This is a genomic window from Glutamicibacter sp. NPDC087583, assembly GCF_044743685.1.
In the GTDB taxonomy this organism is placed as follows: Bacteria; Actinomycetota; Actinomycetes; order Actinomycetales; family Micrococcaceae; genus Glutamicibacter.
This window is the reverse complement of record NZ_JBIUWY010000006.1, coordinates 140,013-154,937: the sequence shown is the minus strand read 5'-3', so window position 1 is coordinate 154,937 and position 14,925 is coordinate 140,013. Positions and strand designations below refer to the sequence as shown.

Genomic DNA, 14,925 nt, shown 5'->3' with positions numbered 1-14,925 from the left:
GAAGGTCACGTAGACCGGTACCCTTTCAACGTCTTCACATAACCTTATGTTCATCTGGACCCACTAGCTTTGCCCGTCGATTTGTACAGCGCGAAATCGACCTGTATAGTTATTCGAGGTTCGTGAGAACAAGCCACACAAAAGAATATGCGCCCATAGCTCAGCTGGATAGAGCGTCTGTCTACGGAACAGAAGGTCAGGGGTTCGAATCCCTTTGGGCGCACCAACTGAAAAATTCCCACTCGCTCGAGTGGGAATTTTTTGTTTCCCCCAAAGGATTGCCCGATGACACAGCTTGCTCTAGGCGGCCAGCTCAGCCTGCGCCTGCTGGAAGTCGCCGACGCAAAGCAAGTCGCTGAGTCCTACCAGCGCAATCGACAGCACCTGGAGCCCTGGGAGCCGGCTCGCCCCGCAGAATTCTTCACCGAGACGCGGCAAGCGGCACACCTCGCAGCCGCCTCAGAAGCGCGCCGAAGCGGATTGGCCTTTCCCTTCGGGCTCTTCGAACGGGATGCGCTCATCGGACGCTTTAATATCAGCGGAGTGGCCCGTGGCGCATTCCAAAGCGCCAGCCTGGGCTACTGGATCGATCATGAATACACCGGGCGGGGCTTGGCTTCCCGAGCCGTGGCCACCTTGCGCACGGTGGCGCTCAACGATCTGGGCTTGCACCGGCTGGAAGCCAGTACGCTCCCCCACAATTACGGCTCGCAGCGCGTTCTTGAAAAGAACGGCTTCGTCCGAATTGGCATGGCGCCGAACTATCTGGAGATCGAAGGACGCTGGCAGAACCACAACCTCTACCAAGCGATCTTGCACGATCATTCGGCTTCCAATCCCAGTGATTCCGTAGTCGACTAGTTATTTTGTGAATCACGGCACTTTTTGCTGTTTTGGTTCTTGCTCCCCGGAAATCTCGTGTAAAGTTATTCAAGTCGTCAAGACGGCTAATAAATGAATATGCGCCCATAGCTCAGCTGGATAGAGCGTCTGTCTACGGAACAGAAGGTCAGGGGTTCGAATCCCTTTGGGCGCACCAACTGAAAATTCCCACTCGATCGAGTGGGAATTTTTTTGTTAAATCCCGGCGGGGAACGGCAGCGGTGCCGCAACAGACTAGTGCGAAGCGCGCAACACCAATTTCGTGTCCATGATGCTCCACTCGGGTACCTGTTCTCCGTTGATGCGTTTGATCAACAGTTCCGCCATGATTTCGCCCTGGCGCTCCGGGTTCTGCGCAATGGTCGTCAACGGCGGTGTCGAGCTTCGCGCGAAAGAGTCATCATCAACGGACGTTACCGAAATGTCCTCCGGCACTTTCACACCAGCTTCCCCTAGGGCCTGCAAAGCTCCGAAGCCCATCTGGGCACTGGCGGCAAACAGGCCGTCTACCGCAACATCCGCGTCCAGCAGCTGCTGCATGATGCGCCGTCCGCTAGCCGGGGTGAAGTCGCCGATCTCAATAGCCGCAGGCTCCAGGCCCGCGCGTTCAACTGCCTGCTTGAATCCCACCAAACGGTCCAGTCCCGCGCCCATGTCCTGTGGCCCGGCAATAATTGCCAGCTTGGTGCGCCCCTGGCCAAGGATGACCTCAGTCGCTTGCCTGGCGGCGGCGATGTTGTCGATATCGACAACATAGATGTCCTTTTGATCGGTGCTCATGGTGCGTCCGCCATAAACCATGGGCAACACAGTTCCGAGATCCGCATAGGAACGGTCATCCGCGTGGTGCGAAAGCACCAGCGCGCCATCCACATTGCTGCCTTGCAGGTAACGGGTAGTTTTCACCGGATCCGCTTCGGTGGACAGCAGCAAGGTGAGCATGAATTCGGTATCGGCCAGGTACTGGGCAGCGCCCTGGACGACCTTGGCGAAGTACGGGTCTGCGAAGAACTTCGCCGTGTTCTCGGGAACCACCAAGGCGATGGAATTGGTCCGGCCCTGCGCCAGGGAACGGGCGGCACGGTTAGGCACGTAGTTCAATTCGCGGATCGCCAATTCAACAGCCTTGCGAGCCCCTGGCTTCACCCGATCCGAGCCATTCACTACACGGGAGACCGTGGCCCGTGAGACACCTGCGCGTTCTGCCACCAACTCGAGGGTCGGTTTCGGGCTCCGCGCTTCGTGCATGATCATGATCTTTATCCAGGTGCCTTGCAGTAGTCCGTCGGTGAAACACGATGATGGTCCGCAGCACCATCGGCAGGCTGCGGACCATCATGCTCAGGTGTTATGCCATTGTACGGTTTGCGGCAATCAACCCTGCGTAGGCCTTGCCACTATTCTTAATCGTTCGCACCTGGGTCTGGTAATCGACGTGGATAATGCCAAAGCGCTTCGCGTAGCCCCAAGCCCATTCGAAATTGTCCAGCAAAGACCAGACAAAGTATCCGCGGACATCCACACCGTCTTCTATCGCGCGGGCCACAGCATCAAGGTGGTTGAGGATGTATTCCTCGCGTTCGGGATCTTCAACGGTTCCGGCCTCCGTCACCGTATCGGTGTAGGAAGCGCCGTTCTCCGTGATGTACAGCGACGGAAGGTTAGCGTAGTCCCGGTTCAACCGGTTCAACAGCACGCGCAGCCCTTCAGGATTCACTTCCCAGCCCATGGCCGTGCGCGGCAGGTCGCGTGCCGGGAAGGTCACATACTCGCTGCCGACAAAAGGCGAAGACTTCGGCGAATCGGTAGGCACCACGGGTTGCGGCTGGCCGGCGGGCAGCGGATGGCCTGAAACGTTGTCATCGTGGTAGTGGTTCACGCCCAAGAAGTCGATTGGCTGCGAGATGATCTCCAGGTCCCCTGCTTCAATGACTTCAGCCAGCCCCAAACCCCGGACGTCTTCAAGTAGGTCTTCGGGATAGGAACCGCGCAGGACAGGGTCCAGGTACATGCGGTTCCACAATGCGTCGACGCGGCGCGCTGCTTCCAGATCCACCGGATCGCCGGGATTATTCGGGACCGCATTGGTCAGGTTCAGCGTGATGCCGATATGCTCCGCGCCCAGTTCGCGCAGTCGGGCGGTGGCCAACCCGTGGGCCAGATGCTGGTGGTGCACCGCTGCCAGCGCCGCTTGAGGTTCTTGGCGTCCCGGGGCATGCTCGCCGGCGGCGTAGCCAATCAGCGAAGAGCACAGCGGTTCGTTGAACGTCGTCCAGTGCTTCACGCGGTCGCCGAGCTTTTCATGCACAGTCTCCGCGTATTCGAGGAATTTGTAGGAGGTCTCGCGGTTGGTCCAGCCACCGCGATCTTCCAATGCCTGCGGCAGATCCCAGTGGTAGAGCGTCAGCCACGGCAGGATGCCATTCTCCAGCAGCTCGTCGACCAGCCGGGAGTAGAAATCCAGGCCTTCGGGGTTCACGGTGCGGCCCCCGGGGACCACGCGAGCCCAGCTGGTGGAGAACCGGTAGGAGTCCAGGCCCAGTTCGCGCATGAGCTGCACATCTTCGCGGTAGCGGTGGTAGTGGTCCACTGCGACTTCGAGGTTCTCACCTCCTGCGATGGCCCCTTCCTTGCGGGCGAAGGCGTCCCAGACCGAATCTTCCTTGCCGTAGGAATGGCCAGCGCCTTCGATCTGGGCTGCTGCCGTAGCCGAGCCCCACAAGAATTCCTTAGGCCACGCGAATTTTTGGGATAGGTGGTTCATCATTAGCCCTTTACAGCTCCTGCCATAATTCCGGATACAAGTTGTTTGCCTGCAAGTATGAAGAGCACCAGCAGCGGGATCGTGGCCAGCAGGGCCCCAGTCATCACGATGGTGTAGTCAACGTATCGGGCAGACTGCAGTTGGCTCAACGCCACCTGCAAGGTTGGGTTCTGCGGTGCCACCAGCATGGGCCACAGGTAGTCGGTCCAGGCGGTCATGAAGGTGAACAGCGACAGGATCGCCATCGCCGGGCGAGCCGCTGGAACCCCGACATGCCAGAAGGTGCCGATCATGGAGGCGCCATCCACGCGGGCGGCCTCAATCAGTTCATCGGGGATGTTCTCCACCAGGTACTGGCGCATGAAGAATACGCCGAAGGCAGTGACCAGGGTCGGGATGATGATGGCTCCCAGCGAGCCGGTCCAGCCGAATTGCTTCATCATCATGAACATCGGGATGATGCCCAGCTGGGTGGGCACGGCCAAGGTCGCGATCACGAAGACCAGCAGCCCCTGGCGTCCGCGGAAGCGCAATTTGGCGAAAGCGTAGCCTGCCAGGGTGGAGAAGGAAACCACCGAGAAGGTGATCACCGAGGAGACGATGATGCTGTTGCCCAGGGCCGCCCAGAAATCGACGGAGTCCAGGACCTCGGCGACATTGGTCCAGAACTGGCCGCCTGGCAGCAGCGGCGGGTACGCCGAGGCGAACACCGCACCGGTGGAGGAACCGATGACGAACGAGTACCACAGCGGATAGGTGCTGCCGATGAGGAAGGCCAGCAGGATTCCGTAGGTGAGGAAGCCAGGACGGCGGTCCATGGAGAAGTTATTGCCGCGGCGCTGGGGCGCACGGACCTGGCGCGCGGGGCGTTCCACTGTTGCATTACTCATTTGCTGCACTTCCGCTCTGCGTTCCGTTGGCCGGCTTTGCTGCTTTGGCTTGGGCTCGGGCAGCTGCCCGACGTGCCGCTCGGGTTCTGCCAGTGCTGCCGGCGCCCTTCTTGTCGGCCGAGGAAGCGATGGATCCGGAGATCAGGAAATTGATCACGCCGATCACGATGATGATCAGGAAGAGGATCCAGGCCACGGCCGAAGCGCGTCCGAAGTCCCCGCGATTGAATGCCAGGTCCCAGAGGTAGAGCACCGTGGTCTGGTACTGGCGGTCCGGGCCGCCTGGAACCGAGCTGCTGGGGTTGAACAGCTTGGGTTCGGTGAAGATCTGCAGGCCGCCGATAGTGGCAGTGATGATCACGAAGATCATCGTGGGGCGGATGCTGGGCAAGGTAATCGAGAAGAAGCGGCGGATCACGCCGGCGCCGTCGATGGCCGCCGATTCATGCAGTTCGCGTGGCACCGCCTGCATGGCTGCCAGCAGGATCAGCGCGTTGTAGCCGGTCCAGCGCCAGTTCACCATGGTCGCAATAGCCATATGCGACGGGAAGACCTCGGTCTTCCACGCGATCGGGTCGATATTCACGGCGGCCAGCAGGTTGTTCAGCACGCCATACTGCTCGTCGAATGCCGAGGAGAAAATCAGTGTGACGGCCACCGGCGTGACCACGTAGGGAACCAGCACGCTCATGCGCCAGAAGGTCTTGGCGCGGATGTTCTGGTCCAGCATGGCCGCGATGAACGTCGCGATCACCAATTGCGGGATGGCCGAAAGCAGGAAGATGCTGAAGGTGTTGAACAGGGAATTCCAGAACAGCGGAGAGGTCAGTTCGGCTTTGTAGTTTTCCAGGCCGATCCAGGCTCCTGCTCCGCCGAGCAGATCCCAGTCATTGATCGAGACGACGAACGTGTAGATCAGGGGGAACAGGCCCACCAGGCCGAAGAGGATGAAGAAAGGCGAGATGTAGAGATATGGGGAGTACTTGAAATCCCACCGCCCGCGAAGGTGCCGGCGGCGCGTCTTGCGCTCGTCCCTGGTCTCGGCCGGCTTAGCCCCGGCCGGAGCATTGTTCCCCTTGTTCCAACGCTGGGGCTGCGGACTGGGCGCGCTGGCGTCCCGGTCTTGTTCCGGGGCATCGTGTGTTGTGGTGCTCATCAGTGGCATCTTTCCTGCTGCAGTAGCTGTCCAGGCATGGGCCGCAACCTCGTTGCGTGCCGCGGCCCTTGCCTGGATTCGAAGCGGGCTACGGGATTACTTGATTTCCAGTTCCTGCAGGGTGGAGAGGGCCTTGTTCCAGGCGGTCTCGCTGTCGCTGCCAGCATCGATCGCCTTGATAGCCGGGCCGAAGACCTGCTCCTGGATCACCGAATCCTGAGGGCCCTTGTACTGGGCCTGGACGCCGTTGGCGCGGTTGCCCAGGATTTCGCCCACCGGTGCGTTATTGAAGAATTCGCTCATCTCATTCGTGCCGGTCACTGCATCGGACTTCTGCGCTTCCAGGTTCGAAGGGAACGTGCCGGCTTCCTCGAATGAGGTCGCCTGCGACGATGCGCTGGTCAGGTACTGGGCGAGCTTCGCAGCCTCGGCCGGGTGCTCGGAGGTGGTCGGCACGGTCAGGAACGAGCCGCCCCAGTTGGCCGCGCCGCCCGGGAAGACATCTGCGAAGTCCCAGCCTGCGCTGGAGTCTCCGCCGGCACCCTCAACCTGGCCCTTGACCGTGCCAAGCATCCAGCCCGGGCAAGGCATGACGGCGAAGGAACCGTCAACGAAGGCCTGGCCCTTGCCCCAGTCCCACTGGGTCTGGTTGGCCGACAGCCCCTTGGACGCAGCATCGGAGAGCAGGTCCCAGCGCTCGCGCAGTTCGGCGTTGCCCTCGATATTCAGTGATCCGTCAGCCTTGTAGTAGCCCTCGTCGAGCTGATTGACCATGGAATTCCAGACGAAACCGGACTGGTCGTAGAAGGCCTTGTCGGTCTTCTTCACATACTCGTTGCCTGCCTTGAAGAAATCTTCCCAGGTTGCGTCGTCGCCACCAAGCAGCTCGGCAACTTCTTCGCGCTCGCTGGGCATGCCAGCGTCCTTGAACAGCTTGGCATTGAAGCAGATGCCCATCGGCCCAATGTCCGTACCGTAGCCAATGACGCGGCCTTCTGGGTCGGTGGCCTGCTTGACCTTCCAGTCAACCCAATCCCCCGCTACCTCATTGGCACCGAACTCGCGCAGATCGGTGAAGGAATCTGCAACCGACATCACCTGGCCCAGCCAGCCTTCTTCCACTGCTTGGACATCTGGCAGGCCAGCACCCGCAGCCTGCTTGGTCTTCCAGTCGGTCAACGCGTTGCCACCGGTGTCGATGTTGGTGGCTTCGATGGTGATTCCAGGGTTTTCCTTCTGGTACTTCTCGTACAGCGGGTCCAGTCCCTGGGTGCCGAAGGTCGTCACGGTCAGCGTGACCGGGTTATCAGCCGAGGCCGGCTGGGCATCCTTGCTTGCGTCGGCTGCGCAGCCGGTTGCTACCAGGGCGATGCTTCCGGCAACGGCCGTGGCCAGTGCCAGTGGGGATTTGCGTGAGGGTTTCACGGTGACTCCATTTCGGATATGAATCGTGCGAGCGGGCGAGCGCCAACAAGTTTGAGAGCGCTCTCAAAATACGGCAAAAAAGAAAATTCCTGCGATTTCCTGGATGCCTGAAACAATGAAAGCGACTCTGCCAAACATTTTGTGAGCGCTCTCACAAATCTTCTCCAACAATTCTCCACGATGGAAGTTTTCTGTCAAGCCTTTTCCCCAAAGAATTCTCCGCCCCGCAGCCAGCACCCCTTTGGGTTCCCCAAAGCGGGTTAAAAGAAGGTGGCCAGGCGCTCTTCAGGGAAGAAGAGCGCCCGGCCACCGCGCAGGCGGGAAAAGTCAGTTTTTCTTATCCAGCTGCAGTCCGACGAGCACCGGGTCGTGATCCGAGGAACGGTACTGGTCAGCCGCGAACAGGTTAGTGATGTTGTTGTTGTAGCGGCTGTATTCGTAGCCCACGGATTCAAGGGCGTTGATGTTCCAGATGTCTTCTCCAGTCACCTTGCCCGCCAGCTTCTCCGAAGCGAAGATGTGGTCCAGCGAGCCCACCAAGCCGTCGTAGAGGTAGCTCTGGGAATCGGCTGCGGCGCCCAGGTCCACGTAACCGGCTTCAACCAGAACCTGCATCGGATCTTCAGCCGAATAGGAGTTGAAGTCCCCCGCCAGCAGCACCTGGTCGGTATTGCGCGATTTCTTCAGCTCGTCCGCGAAGCCAACCAGCGCTTCCGCTTGGCCGACACGGGCTTCGTTCCAAGCGCCCTGGCCATCGCCGCTGTCGGCATTGCCCGATCCATCAGCAGGATCCGAGCCCTTGGACTTGAAGTGGTTGGCAACGACCAGGAAGCGGGTGTTCTGGTTTCCGCCAACACGCTGGAAAGCCTGGGCCAATGGATCCCGGGCGTTCACGAATGCTGGATCGTCGAGGATGACCGACTCGTCGATGGGCTTCACGGCCTTGTCGCGGTAGATGATCGCGGTGCGGATAACATCTTCGTCAGCGGGCACAACGGACGGGGTCGGGACATAGCTCCAAACCTTCTGGCCAGCTTCCTGGTTCAACTCGTTGACCAAGTGAGCCAGGGCGGCATCGCGGTTCTGTCCGAAGCGTGCCGAGTTCTCGATTTCTTCCAGGACCACCACGTCTGCGGTGAACTTGCCCAGTGCGGCAACGATCTTGGACTGCTGGCGCTCAAAGCTTTCAGCGGTCGCCGCGCCGCGCGCATCGCAACCACCGCGGACATTGATCGGATTGCCCTCGCGGTCGGTGTAGTACGAGCACCCATCGAGCATGTCGCCGGTAGTGGTGAAGTAGTTCAGCACGTTGAAGCTGCCAACGCTGACATTGCCGCCCACCTCTTGCGGAGCGTCGTTGTCGACCTGCTCGAAGTTCACGGCGATATCAGCATCATCGGCGCCGACCACCTGGCCCTGCGGCTGCAAACGCCACATATCGTAGCGGTAGTCCAAAATGACCGGTGCGATGAAGGATGCGTCAGCGCCTACGGTGACGCGCTGCTGCGCGTCGATGTACGGCAGGGCGATCTGCTTGTTCTTGCTGGTGGAGAAGTTCAGCGTGGCCCCGTCATCGACCACGATCGAGCGCTGCTCGTTTTCCGCCGCGAGAGCCTTGGCCTGGGCACTGCCCGGCTTGAAGACATCGGTTGGCTGGCGCAGCAGCCGTTCGCCGGGCAGGATCTCGCTGGTGCCCATGGCCAGGCTCAGCTCGCCGTACTGGTTCAGCGAGTAATTGTCCGAGACGGTGAACTCGCCCTGCGGCTCGATCAGCATGGATTCAAAGCGCTCGCGCTCGGCATCGCTGCTCGGCAGCGAAATCGCCAGCGGCTTGACGCCCTGCGCCGGTTCATCGAGCACCTCGACGCTGCCGGCCTTGAGCTGGGTCAAGCCATAGTATTCGGACACTTCGCCAGAAACCTGGACATGGTCGCCGACGCTCACCGAGGAAACCTCGTCCGGCGCGTACACGAAGATCGCCGAGCTCGCCTGGCCCGAGGCATCTACGCCGCTGCCAGCGCTCTGCAGATAGAAACCGCGGAATCCGCCGTCGGCGTAGGCTCCGGTGACAACACCGCGCACAGTTGCGTCCTGGCCAGCCATGGGTGAGCTGTCGCCGGTCCCCTGGATCTGTTCGATGGGGGTGATTTCGGCAGTATCGGCGTGCGCCGCCGAGAAGCTCGAAACCGCAAGCGCGGTTCCCAGCACCGCGGCAGCGATGCGAGTGGGACGTCTATTGATCATGTTTTTCCCTAGGTAGATATTCAAGCAGCGGCGGCCCTGCCGCGTGCATGGGCCTGGTTCCAAGGTAAGCAAAGCCCGATTAACTGCACCTGAACTCTGCCCCGCTTTTTCGTGACGTACCCAACAACCATCAAAGGTCATCAAACGCTTTACGTCCAGTAGTGATTAAAGGAATCTTTTCACTAATTGAACTGACTGGTCAGTTCAATTAGTCTTTAACTGTGCTTACCGCAGATTCCATTACCGTCAAGGGACGCCACGACCAGCTCGTGGGGCCCACCTCCGTGCAACTGCAAAGAGGTGAACTGCAGCTGCTGGTATCCGAGCCGCAGATTTCCCGGACCGCGCTGGCCCTTGTACTGAGCGGACGCATGGCACCCAGCTCCGGGACGGTGGTGTGGAATGCGGATCCGAAGCTGCGAACCCTGCGCAAGCACAGCGCTCTGGTCGATTCGCCGGGGATCAATGAACCCGAATCCCACTTGAAGGTTTGCGATCTTGTCGCAGAAGATCTGGGGCTGATCCCGGGGCCAAGCTGGCGCAAGCCCGGCGCCAGGAAGTGGATGGCGCAGCATGGATTCGACGATATCGCCAGCTGCTGGAGCGATGCCATCGATCCGGGGCGCCTCTTCGAGCTCCAGCTCCTGCTGGCTGCCGAGAATCCCCGTCTTGAATTGCTCATCGTCGATTCACCGGACCGGCACGATCTGGAAGACGAGCATTGGCTCGAGACCCTGGAGAACTTCGCTTCCTCTCATCGGGAATTCGCAGTCCTGGCTATCGTCAGCCGGCTGCCCCAGTGCTGGCAGCAGCAAACCGGGCAGGCCGCCGACCCGGAACCCGCAGTGCTCCCGCTGCCCGATCCATCCACCGGGTTCATCCAAGGCGAACTCGATCTGGGCCTGGATCATCTGGCCAAGGCCAAGGGCATCGCGGACAACCACGACTTCTTCCTCCCAGCCGACGAACTTGCTGACGCTGTTCAGTGCGAAGCAAAGGAATAGACCATGACAACTTTGCGACTTGCCCTCTCCGAGCTCAAGCGGATGAGCCGCGGCACCTTGCCCAAACTGGCGCTCATCGCGGTCACCTGCGTTCCGCTGCTCTATGGCGCGCTCTACCTCTACGCCAACTGGGACCCCCAGGGAAACCTCGACAAGGTCACGGCCGCCGTGGTCAATCTGGATGAAGGCGCCGAACAGAACGGCGAGAAAACCCGAGTCGGCGACGACGTCGTCGAGGAATTGGAAGACGACGGCACCTTCAGCTGGGCGCACGTGGATTCCAAGGCGGAAGCCGAGCAGGCCGTGGCCACCGGCCAGTACGCCTTTGCGCTGATCCTGCCCGAGGACTTTTCCTCGGCCCTGGTCTCGCCGGGCGATTTCGATGATGCCGAACAGGCCAACATCGAGCTGCTGACCAACGATGCCAATAACTTCATGGTGTCCAACTTCGCCAAAACGCTGGCTACCACGGTGCGCACCTCGGTCGCCCAGGAAGTGGGAACCGAAACGGCTTCGGCGATGATCGCCGGATTCGTGGACATCCACGATTCGATGGGCGAAGCCGCAGACGGCGCCGGGAAGCTCTACGATGGCACCCTGCGACTGGGCGATGGCGTGGTCACCTTGGCCGATGGCACCACCAAGCTCGTCGATGGCAGCACCGAGCTGAACTCGGGCACCAAGACCCTGAAGAATGGCACCGCCGACCTGTCGGGAGGGTTGGGCCAACTGGTCGACGGCCAAACCCGGCTGCGCGACGGCAGCGCCGAACTGGCCGACGGCACCGCGCAGCTGGCCGACGGCAGCAAAGAGCTGAGCGACGGTCTGCACACCTTGAAGACGCAGACCAAAGCGCTGCCCGGTTCCGTCTCGAAGCTGGATCAAGGCGCCGCCAGCGCGAAAGAAGCCGCCGACCAGCTTGCTGCCGGTTCACAGCAGGTCGCAGACGGCAACCAGCAGCTGGCCAGCACGGCAGATGAGGCCATCGCGGTAATCGACCAGCTGCAGGCCAACACGAAAACGCAGCTGGATAGCGTCAAGGAAGATACGCAGCAGCGCCTGGACGAGTTGGTCAGCAGTGGCGTGCTCACCCAGGACCAGGCTGATTCCATCCAGAGCACGGTCAGCCAAAGCGTGCAGAATTCTACGCTCGGCAATGCCTTGGATACCAAAGTGACCCAGGTCAATACCGAGTTATCTACCCTGCAAACGCAGCTGCACACCCTCGCCGACGGATCGGCGCAGGTAGCCGAAGGAAACCAGCAGCTGGCCACCGGCCTGGGCACCCTCGCGGATGGCACCAAGGCGTTGGATGACGCCATGCCTGCACTCGCGAAGGGCATCGGCTCGGCAGCCCAAGGCTCGGCGAAGCTCGCCTCCGGCGCCGCCGAAGCCCACACCGGGGCAAAGACCCTGGCCGAGGGCCAGCAGTCCGCATTGAATGGCGCCACCAACGCGGCTGACGGCGCAAGCCAACTGGATCAGGGTGCCGGCACGCTGCTCGCCGGCACCGGAGCCCTGCACAACGGACTGGTGCAGCTCTCCTCTGGAGTCGGCGAGCTCTCGGACGGCACCGAAGAACTGCAAGACGGTTCAGATGAATTGGCCGCCGGCCTGGAGGACGGCACCGGGAAGGTGCCGAACCCCGATAAGTCCACCAGCGGGCAACTGGCCGAAGTCATGGGCAATCCGGTAGCTGTCTCCAATAGCAAGCAGGCCGAAGCGCAGGCTTACGGCGAAGGCCTTGCCCCCTTCTTCATGACCCTGGCGACCTTTATCGGCGTGCTGATCCTGACCCAGGTGATGCGCCCGATGACCAAGCGCGCGCTGGCTTCCAACGGCAGCAACTGGAAAATTTCCATCGGCGGCTGGTTGCCCTTCGCCGCCATCGCAGTGCTGCAAACCAGCCTGCTCTACGCGGTGGTGCGATTCGGGCTGGGACTGCATGCCGCCCACCCGTGGCTGATCTGGGCTTTGCTGGCCGGTTCTGCCTTATGCTTCAGTGCGCTGATCCAGGGGTGCTTCGCGCTGCTGGGCACCGCTGGAAAGTTCGTGGTGCTGGTACTGATGGTCCTGCAGCTGGTCACCTCAGGCGGCACCTTCCCCTGGGAGACCTTGCCTGATTCGCTGCACCTGCTGCACCGGATCCTGCCCATGAGCAATGTGGTGATCGGCATGCGCCACCTGATGTACGGCGCGGATCTGGGAGTGCTGCCATCGGTTGCCGGTTCGTTGCTGCTCTACACCGCCATTGGACTAGTCTTGAGTATGCTTGCGGTACGCAAGAACAAGACCTGGAGCTTGAAAACACTGCAACCGGAGCTGAAAGAATGACAACGCCAACGGGCCAACGCCGCCGTGTGCGGGCCACGGATTCGAAGGAGAAGCTCTTCGAAGCGGCCATGCAGCTGCTCGGTTCGCGCTCCCCCGAGTCCGTCTCGGTGGACGAGATCGCGGCCGCGGCCGGCGTTTCCAAGGGCACGGTCTACTACAATTTCGGTTCCAAAGACGAGCTGGTCAGCCAGATCCTCAGCTACGGCGCGCACAAGCTCATGGGCGAACTGGCACGTGCGGCCTCCGGGGAAGACCCCTACCTTGCGCTGAGGCAGATGGTGGAATTCTCCATGGACTTCGTCGCCAGCTACCCCTCCTTTGCCCATCTGTGGATGCAGGAGCAGCTGAGCGCGGACACCGCCAATGCGTTCGCCAGCACCCCGCTGCACACGCAGGTGACCGGGCTGATCATCGAGGTGCTCGAACGCCTGGTCGTGCTCGAGCCCGACCAGAAGCTCTCGGTAGCCACCAGCATTTTCGGTGCCGCCTTGTTTACCGCCCGGATGCGCGCCTCGGGACAGACCGGCCTGGATCGCGGGCAAACGGTGCGCGCCGTGCTGCTCACCGTGGACGGGCTTCGCGCTACCCGTCCGGCGGCCGGCTCCTAGGCCTGCGCGTCCCAGCTGGCGGTTTCCCTGATGCCAGGCAGTCCGGCGCTGAAGAGCAGCACCCCGGGATAGCCGTTGAGCAGTTCGGCCACGTCTCCGTAGGCTCCATCGGGCAAGCGGGTCAGCAGCGAATCGACCACCAGCAATGGCGGTTCGCGCAACAGCGCCCGTGCCACCAGCAACGATGCTTGCTGCCCGGAACTAAGCGGTTCGCCGCCCCGGCGCAAGCGGGCTTCCGCCCCACCGGGCAAATCGGCCATCTTCAAACCGCAGGTTTCAGCCAGCGCCACGGCCTTGCGCAGCGAAGCGCCCGGATGGCGATACCGCAGCGCACGGGCGACACTTCCGCGCTCGGGAACCATGGATTCCAATGCGGAGCCCACGAGCTTGCGGCGGCCGGCAGCAGGCAGATCCTCGCTGCGCCCCTCGGCGATCCACACCCCGGCCTGCGGGTCGGCGCCGTGCACCAGCGCGCCGGTAGCAATGGCCGAAAGCAGCGCCGCGCATTGGCCCTGGCTTCCACGCAGCGCAATTCGCTCCCCGGGCTGTGCCCGCAGGGTGGAAAACTGGTCGGCCATCCCTGCGGGCACCTGGATGCGCACCGAGGAAGGCTGGAGCATCAGCTCCTTGGCATCGCGGGTGCTTGCCGAAGATTCTTCGCGGGCCCGCCAGCGTTCCTGCTCGGCCAGCAGCGGCGCGATGATTCGCCGGCCCGCCTTGTAATTCTGCCGGTACTCCACCACGCGGCCCCACTCGCCCAGGGTTCCTGCGCAAATTCCCATCAGCGTCAGGGCGGTCGCCACGGCAGCTGGCGGAAGCTGCGCCATCGAGGCCGCTGCCACAACCAGCGCGGTACCCAGCAGCGGAATGGCCAGCGCCCCGCCACGCAGGGCGGCGGCGAACCGGGCGCGATGCACCGAAGCATCGATCACCTTCTGCGAGGAGTCCTGCACCCTTTGCACTTCACGTTCCACGCCGCCGCCGGCCGCAATAGCTGTCCGCGCCGCGACGGTATCGGCAATGCGCGAGGCCAGGCTCCCACGGTGCCGGCGCAAGGTCCTGGCGCTCAGGAAAGTACCCCCGGCCAAGGCCGCCAGCAGGACGCCCTCGAGCACCAGGGTCGCGGCCAAGCTCAGGGCCAGGAGCGGATGCAGGAACCACAGGCCCGCACCGCTGACAATCAGCAATGGCAAGCCGGCGACCAGCGGGACCATGCCCTGCACAATCCAGTTGCGGATCGAGGACAGGTCGTTGGTGGAACGGGCGATGGTGATGCCCATGGACGGACCGCGTGCACTGCGCAAAGCGTGCGTGACCAGCCCGCGGCGCAGCTGGGCCACATAATGCTGGCCGAGCTTCTCGGCCAGCACCCGTTCAGCGTACTTGGCCAGGAAGAAGCATCCCACCAAGCCCAGGACCGCGCCAAGAGCTGCCCAGCTGATGCGGGTCGAGAGCTGTCCGATCAGCCAGCCGATGGCAATCGAGAGCAAGCCGGCGAGAATGCCCAGGCTGAGCAATCCGGCCAGCAGCATCCGCCGCCCGGGCGCTACCAGGGCCGGCAGGCGCCCAGGCTGCGCCGGCTGCTCAACGGCGATCTTCTGGTCCAGCATCTTGGCTC

11 protein-coding genes and 2 tRNA genes are annotated in these 14,925 nt (G+C 61.9%); 6 read left to right on the top strand and 7 right to left on the bottom strand.

What is annotated here, in order from left to right; genetic code table 11:
- Positions 1 to 149: 149 nt before the first annotated feature.
- The 3 genes from ACIOU9_RS14970 to ACIOU9_RS14960 all read left to right on the top strand — a co-directional run bounded on the left by ACIOU9_RS14970 (position 150) and on the right by ACIOU9_RS14960 (position 1,039).
- A tRNA-Arg gene (locus ACIOU9_RS14970) sits at positions 150 to 226 on the top strand.
- Between the two features lie 59 nt (positions 227 to 285).
- Positions 286 to 861 carry a GNAT family N-acetyltransferase gene (locus ACIOU9_RS14965; protein ID WP_332488285.1) on the top strand — a complete coding sequence of 192 codons (576 nt, stop codon included), beginning with the start codon at positions 286 to 288 and terminating at the stop codon, positions 859 to 861.
- A gap of 101 nt (positions 862 to 962) precedes the next feature.
- A tRNA-Arg gene (locus ACIOU9_RS14960) sits at positions 963 to 1,039 on the top strand.
- 77 nt (positions 1,040 to 1,116) lie between these two features.
- On the opposite strand, the gene ACIOU9_RS14955 is transcribed toward ACIOU9_RS14960, so the two are convergent.
- From ACIOU9_RS14955 to ACIOU9_RS14930, 6 genes are all read right to left on the bottom strand, one after another.
- On the bottom strand, positions 1,117 to 2,130 hold the full coding sequence (locus tag ACIOU9_RS14955) for a LacI family DNA-binding transcriptional regulator (protein WP_286134377.1): 1,014 nt from the start codon (positions 2,128 to 2,130) through the stop codon (positions 1,117 to 1,119).
- 100 nt (positions 2,131 to 2,230) lie between these two features.
- Positions 2,231 to 3,649, bottom strand: a complete 1,419-nt coding sequence (locus ACIOU9_RS14950; RefSeq protein WP_402697406.1) for a GH1 family beta-glucosidase — start codon at positions 3,647 to 3,649, stop codon at positions 2,231 to 2,233.
- Complete coding sequence (locus tag ACIOU9_RS14945; protein WP_402697404.1) at positions 3,649 to 4,536, bottom strand: carbohydrate ABC transporter permease; 888 nt, start codon at positions 4,534 to 4,536, stop codon at positions 3,649 to 3,651. Before ACIOU9_RS14945 ends, ACIOU9_RS14950 begins: the two co-directional genes overlap by 1 nt.
- Positions 4,529 to 5,692 carry a sugar ABC transporter permease gene (locus tag ACIOU9_RS14940; protein ID WP_332498826.1) on the bottom strand — a complete coding sequence of 388 codons (1,164 nt, stop codon included), beginning with the start codon at positions 5,690 to 5,692 and terminating at the stop codon, positions 4,529 to 4,531. Before ACIOU9_RS14940 ends, ACIOU9_RS14945 begins: the two co-directional genes overlap by 8 nt.
- 96 nt (positions 5,693 to 5,788) lie before the next feature.
- Positions 5,789 to 7,117, bottom strand: a complete 1,329-nt coding sequence (locus ACIOU9_RS14935) for an ABC transporter substrate-binding protein (protein WP_133835076.1) — start codon at positions 7,115 to 7,117, stop codon at positions 5,789 to 5,791.
- Between the two features lie 327 nt (positions 7,118 to 7,444).
- Positions 7,445 to 9,361, bottom strand: a complete 1,917-nt coding sequence (locus ACIOU9_RS14930) for an ExeM/NucH family extracellular endonuclease (protein WP_332498825.1) — start codon at positions 9,359 to 9,361, stop codon at positions 7,445 to 7,447.
- 221 nt (positions 9,362 to 9,582) lie between these two features.
- On the opposite strand from ACIOU9_RS14930, the gene ACIOU9_RS14925 reads away from it, so the two are divergent.
- The 3 genes from ACIOU9_RS14925 to ACIOU9_RS14915 are packed head-to-tail and all read left to right on the top strand — an operon-like array spanning position 9,583 to position 13,307.
- Positions 9,583 to 10,365, top strand: coding sequence for an ABC transporter ATP-binding protein (locus tag ACIOU9_RS14925; protein ID WP_332503553.1), 783 nt, complete (start codon positions 9,583 to 9,585; stop codon positions 10,363 to 10,365).
- A 3-nt stretch (positions 10,366 to 10,368) separates the two neighbouring features.
- On the top strand, positions 10,369 to 12,699 hold the full coding sequence (locus tag ACIOU9_RS14920; RefSeq protein WP_402697401.1) for a YhgE/Pip family protein: 2,331 nt from the start codon (positions 10,369 to 10,371) through the stop codon (positions 12,697 to 12,699).
- A complete protein-coding gene (locus ACIOU9_RS14915; RefSeq protein ID WP_332488299.1) occupies positions 12,696 to 13,307 on the top strand; it encodes a TetR/AcrR family transcriptional regulator in 612 nt (203 codons plus the stop codon). The genes ACIOU9_RS14920 and ACIOU9_RS14915 overlap by 4 nt, the downstream gene beginning before the upstream one ends.
- Here the strand turns inward: ACIOU9_RS14915 and ACIOU9_RS14910 are convergent.
- A complete protein-coding gene (locus tag ACIOU9_RS14910; protein ID WP_402697398.1) occupies positions 13,304 to 14,917 on the bottom strand; it encodes an ABC transporter transmembrane domain-containing protein in 1,614 nt (537 codons plus the stop codon). The two genes, ACIOU9_RS14915 and ACIOU9_RS14910, sit on opposite strands and share 4 nt — an antisense overlap.
- Positions 14,918 to 14,925: the final 8 nt, after the last annotated feature.

What these genes read in the sequence shown, in the direction of transcription:
- ACIOU9_RS14915 (WP_332488299.1), top strand. Translation starts at nt 12,696, where the DNA reads ATGACAACGCCAACGGGCCAACGCCGCCGTGTGCGGGCCACGGATTCG.
- ACIOU9_RS14930 (WP_332498825.1), bottom strand. Translation starts at nt 9,361, where the DNA reads ATGATCAATAGACGTCCCACTCGCATCGCTGCCGCGGTGCTGGGAACC.
- ACIOU9_RS14965 (WP_332488285.1), top strand. Translation starts at nt 286, where the DNA reads ATGACACAGCTTGCTCTAGGCGGCCAGCTCAGCCTGCGCCTGCTGGAA.
- ACIOU9_RS14955 (WP_286134377.1), bottom strand. Translation starts at nt 2,130, where the DNA reads ATGCACGAAGCGCGGAGCCCGAAACCGACCCTCGAGTTGGTGGCAGAA.
- ACIOU9_RS14945 (WP_402697404.1), bottom strand. Translation starts at nt 4,536, where the DNA reads ATGAGTAATGCAACAGTGGAACGCCCCGCGCGCCAGGTCCGTGCGCCC.
- ACIOU9_RS14910 (WP_402697398.1), bottom strand. Translation starts at nt 14,917, where the DNA reads ATGCTGGACCAGAAGATCGCCGTTGAGCAGCCGGCGCAGCCTGGGCGC.
- ACIOU9_RS14940 (WP_332498826.1), bottom strand. Translation starts at nt 5,692, where the DNA reads ATGAGCACCACAACACACGATGCCCCGGAACAAGACCGGGACGCCAGC.
- ACIOU9_RS14920 (WP_402697401.1), top strand. Translation starts at nt 10,369, where the DNA reads ATGACAACTTTGCGACTTGCCCTCTCCGAGCTCAAGCGGATGAGCCGC.
- ACIOU9_RS14950 (WP_402697406.1), bottom strand. Translation starts at nt 3,649, where the DNA reads ATGATGAACCACCTATCCCAAAAATTCGCGTGGCCTAAGGAATTCTTG.